Raw genomic sequence first — 5,084 nt, forward strand, 5'->3', positions numbered from 1 at the left:
AACAAAATTTTTTGATATTTTTTTAAATTTATATTTGATAAGTGTATAACAATCTATATTTTACCTAATAATTGTGAATAAAATATGAAGAATAATTATTAGGAGGACTTATATTTGGTTAAGAAAATTAAATGTATAATAATAACTTTACTTCTTTTATTATGTTGTGGCTGTAATCCATATAAAGAATTTTTATCTGTACATATTATAGATGTTGGACAAGGAGATTGCATTTTAATACAAACGCCTAAAGAAAAAAATATATTAATTGATGGCGGAGATGAAAGTACTTATAAAATCATAAAAACTTATCTAAAATTTAATAAAGTGAAAAACTTAGATATAGTTATAGCTACTCACTTGGACAAGGATCATATTGGTAGTTTGGATGAGATTATTACTAATTTCAATGTAAATAAAGTTTATACACCAAATCAAAAAGATGATTCTTCTCATTATTATAATCTAGTAGAAGCATGCGAAAATAAAAATCTCAAAATTAATTATTTAAGTAAAGATGATTACATAAAAATAGACAACAACACAATTATAAATGTACTTAGCCCATCTTATATACAAGATAATAATAACCAAAATTCTATTGTTTTTAACTTAGAATACAATGATATGGATTTTTTATTTACAGGAGATTGTGAAGAACCAAATGAAATAGAAATGACTAGTTCATATAAACTTGATGATATTGATTTTTTGAAGGTGGCTCATCATGGAAGTAGTTCGTCTTCTACTGATGACTTTATAAAAGATAGCAGTCCTTCCATTGCAGCAATTTCTTGTGGTTACAAAAATCAATATGGTCATCCACATAAGTCAACTTTAGATACTTTAAAAAAATACGGTGCTAAGACACTTCGTACTGATATTAACGGAGATTTAGTATTTTATAGTGACGGTTACAAGATTTTTACTACTAAAAAATATAAGTAACTTATAAAATAAAAAACTGCATTGAAAAATGCAGCCTTTTATTTTATATCTTAGTAAATTTTAAAACAAGTTTAAATAAGTCCCCTTGGATATCAAATTCTACTTTTCCACCTTGTATATTTGCTAAACTTTTTATTATACTTAGGCCTAGACCATGACCTTCCATATTTCTTGATTTATCACCTTGAACAAATCTCTCACCTATTGTATTAACATCAACATCTATACCATACTTGCTAATATTCTTAAATGTTATTTCAACATTTTCTTCTTTTTTAATTATATCAACATAAACTCTTGTGTCCTCTAGTGAATACTTATTTATGTTACTAAGTATATTGTCAACAATTCTTATGGTTTTATCTTCATCTAAAAATAATGTTACATCTTCTTTGGGAACATTTAATTTTATATCTAAATTAGAGCTTTTAAATTTATCGCTATAAATTTCTATTTCATTTTTTATAAGCTCATTTATTTTTATTTCCTTTTTTTTGACTACTAAACCTTCATAATCTGTATCTACAGTTTCATTCAAGTCTTTTATTAAAATATTTAATCTTTCTAACTTTTTTTCTAATATTTCAATTTGTCCTTTTTTCTCTTTTTCGCTCAATGTTTCATTTTTTAATATGTAAATTGAATTGATAATAGAAGTTAAAGGTGTTTTCAAATCATGAGATAAATTAGTTATTAAATAATTCTTATTTTGATAAAGTTCTTTTTCTTCTTTTGTTATATCTTCAATTTTTCTAAATAGTGTTTTTATTTCCACAAGAATATGCTTAAATCCCAATCCCCAAATAAACTCTATTCCATCTCCATCGCCTATAAGCTCCGCCATAGAATCTTCAATTTTATTAAAATCTCCATTTTCCACTTCTTCTATGGCATCTTCCAAAGCTCCACTTATCATAGCTATTCTAAATTGGATTATTAAAAGTCCAATTAATTTTATAATTGTTTTTGTTACAATAGTTATTATAAGTATATTGAACCAAATCTGTAAATTTGAAGTTATATAGTTTATTAAGCTAATTGAAAATATTGTATTTAAAATGTATGTGCACCATTTTTTAAATATTTTCTTTTTTATAATCATTTCTCCCTCTTCATTACTGTTCGCTGACAAAGCGTAAAGTTGAACTGTTTTCACTATTAAACTTACTCCGGTTAACCCTATTATTGCATATATCAATATTAATAAATAGTATCCTACACTATTTGCCATAGGACCATTAAGAAAGCCTCCAAGTCCAGTTTCAAAAATACCATATGATAATTTTAAGTTTTTCCTTACCCATACACAATAAATTAATAATAATAAGTACCAAGTTAGTTTTTCTATAAATAAAGGGTTTATTAGTTTTCCCCTATACTTTAATTCTTCTTCACTTAAATATTTTAATTCTTCATCGTGAGAATAAATATATTTTTCTATCATTTATATCTCACTCCTTTCATCCTTGTAGCCCTTTGTTTTTAAACAACAAAGTTACTTTAAACATATCTCCATCTATGTCTATATCAAACTTACCACCTTGCACTTCAATTAGACTGATAGCTATAGGTATTCCTAAGTTTTTATTTTCATTTATTAATTCATAAAACTTTTTAACATCCATATTTAACTCATTTTTTGAAATATTAATCAAAGTTAACTCAATATTATCTTCCATCTCTTTAACTTCAACATAGGCTCTAGTTCTCTCTTTAGCATGATTTAATATATTCTCAACCAGTATTTCAAGAACCCTCCATAATTTATCTCCATCAGCATCTATAAATATCTTCTCATTTGGAATATATTTTTTTATTTTTATATTTTTATCTTCCAATCTTCCTTCATATTCAACCAATGCCTGTTTTATTAGAGAAACTATATCAATTTTTTGAATATCAATTTCTAAGGTTTTTGTTACTGCCTTTGATAATTCAAAAAGCTCATTTATTGTGTCTTTCATTGTATAAGCTTCTTTTTCTATATAATCAAGAATTTCATCATTCATATTTTCTTTTAGACTTTTTACACCCTTATCTATATTCTCCACTGGTTTAATAAGATTTTTACCCACATCTTCTACCACTGTATTAGCCATTTTTTCACTTTGCTTTCCTTTTATAACTGCTTCATAAGTGTATTTTTCAACTTTATGCATTTCATTTAAAACCTTTTTATATTTCTTACCTAATACAAGGCTTATTTCTGATTTTTCATCAGTTTTTTCTAATATTTCTGACACACAATAACTTGTATTTGACATTTCTCTTATATGTTGTAAAAATAATATAATTCTACAATTATCAAATGTATATAATAAACTTACTTTTACAAATATTATTAAAGCAATAATTAATATTGCATCTTTTTTTCTCTGTAAGAACATGATTAATAATATTGATATTAAAATTATTAATATATTAATTGCAAATGCAAATTTTTTAAATTTGCTTACTGTAGTTTGAAACTTTTTCGAACTTATATCCAATTCCCCACACCACCTTTAAATATCTTGGTTCTTTAGGATTTATTTCTATTTTTTCTCTAATCCTTCTAATGTGAACCATTACTGTATCTGTGCTTACACACCTTTCATCCCAGGCCTTTTCATAAATTTCTTCTGCTGAAAATACCCTTCCAGGACTTTTCATAAGCACTTCTAAAATTTTATACTCTAAAAAAGTTATTTTCTTTTCCTCCCCATCTACTATAAGCAGTTTACTTTCTAAATCTAACTTTATGCCGCCTATAGTTATAACCTTACTTCTATCTTCATTTTTAAAGTTTCCTAAATTTATATACCTTCTAAGCTGAGATTTGACCCTAGCTATTAGTTCCAATGGATAAAATGGTTTTGTAATATAATCATCAGCACCTATATTTAATCCTAGAATTTTATCACTATATTCAGATTTAGCTGTTAACATTATTATTGGTATATTTTTCTCTTCTCTTATTTTCATAGTTGCTTCAATACCGTCTATCTTTGGCATCATTATATCCACTATTACCAAATGAATTTCTTCATTATCTATAATTTCTAAAGCTTCTTTTCCATCATAAGCTTTTAGTACCCTTATATTTTCAGGCATTAAGTACCTTTCAATAGCGTCTGGTATTTCTTTTTCATCATCTACAACTAATACATTATGTTTATTCATACTTCCTCCTAATTTATTTCCAAACTTATAAATTTATAATAATCTATGATTCTAAAAAATTTGTTTATGTATTTCTTACAAATTTCTAAAATTCACTATACTCATAACATCAACAAGAGATGCTCGTTCCACTTATAATAACGACATTACTTAAAATTTTCACGTAAAAAGTATTATACATTAAAAAAAACCCTAAAAAGGGCTTTTCATATATTATTTATTTAATAACTCATTTACGACAACAGAAGCTATTGTTAATCCTCCAACAGAAGGTACAAATGAAGTACTTCCTGGAGTAACTTTTCTTCCATTCATTACTCTTTTCTTTAGTTCTTGTGGTTGTTCTTCTGAATAAACAACCTTAAGTTTTTTTATTCTTCTATCTTTTAATTCTTTCCTCATTACTTTTGCCAGTGGACAAGTGTGAGTTTTATGTATATCTGTAACTACTATCTTCGTTGGATCTAATTTATTTCCCATCCCCATAGAAGATATTAATGTTAATCCTCTTTTATTACATTCTTCAACTAATAAAATTTTAGATGTAACCATATCTATGGCATCTATTACATAATCATAATCTTCTATTAGTATTTCATCCGTAGTTTCTTTGTTATATTTTTTAGCAACTGCTCTTATATTTAAATCTGGATTAATATCTAATAATCTTTCTTTCATTACTTCTACTTTTAATTTCCCTACAGTTGAGTGCAACGCTGGCAATTGTCTATTTATATTAGTAACATCAACATCATCAAAGTCTACTATAGTTATATTACCTATTCCAGCACGAACTAGAGCTTCTGTAGCAAAACTTCCAACTCCACCCACTCCAAATACTATAACATTTGATTTTTCTAATTTATCTATGCCTTCGTCTCCAACAATAAGGCTTGTTCTCATTGTAAAATCTTTCATATATGCATTCTCCTTAAATTTTAAATAAGTATTATTATAAATTATCTTTAATGATT

At 25.9% G+C, this 5,084-nt stretch carries 5 protein-coding genes; 1 reads left to right on the top strand and 4 read right to left on the bottom strand.

Going from position 1 to position 5,084, the window contains the following annotated elements:
• Nucleotides 1-114: 114 nt before the first annotated feature.
• A complete protein-coding gene (locus tag NSA58_RS15940) occupies nt 115-948 on the top strand; it encodes a ComEC/Rec2 family competence protein (protein ID WP_039680577.1) in 834 nt (277 codons plus the stop codon).
• Nucleotides 949-991: 43 nt separating this feature from the next.
• Here the strand turns inward: NSA58_RS15940 and NSA58_RS15945 are convergent, their stop codons facing one another.
• The 4 genes from NSA58_RS15945 to NSA58_RS15960 all read right to left on the bottom strand — a co-directional run bounded on the left by NSA58_RS15945 (nt 992) and on the right by NSA58_RS15960 (nt 5,028).
• The gene (locus NSA58_RS15945) at nt 992-2,392 is read right to left on the bottom strand and encodes a sensor histidine kinase (protein ID WP_052233072.1); all 1,401 of its coding nucleotides are present in this window, start codon (nt 2,390-2,392) and stop codon (nt 992-994) included.
• A 16-nt stretch (nt 2,393-2,408) separates the two neighbouring features.
• Entirely contained in the window at nt 2,409-3,437 is a 1,029-nt protein-coding gene (locus NSA58_RS15950) for a sensor histidine kinase (protein WP_039680576.1), read from the bottom strand.
• Nucleotides 3,391-4,110 (bottom strand): response regulator transcription factor, encoded by a 720-nt coding sequence (locus NSA58_RS15955; RefSeq protein ID WP_039680575.1) that lies wholly within the window; start codon nt 4,108-4,110, stop codon nt 3,391-3,393. The genes NSA58_RS15950 and NSA58_RS15955 overlap by 47 nt, the downstream gene beginning before the upstream one ends.
• 213 nt (nt 4,111-4,323) lie before the next feature.
• On the bottom strand, nt 4,324-5,028 hold the full coding sequence (locus NSA58_RS15960; protein WP_039680574.1) for a tRNA threonylcarbamoyladenosine dehydratase: 705 nt from the start codon (nt 5,026-5,028) through the stop codon (nt 4,324-4,326).
• Nucleotides 5,029-5,084: the final 56 nt, after the last annotated feature.

Source organism: Terrisporobacter muris (assembly GCF_024621905.1).
Taxonomy (GTDB): domain Bacteria; phylum Bacillota; class Clostridia; order Peptostreptococcales; family Peptostreptococcaceae; genus Terrisporobacter; species Terrisporobacter muris.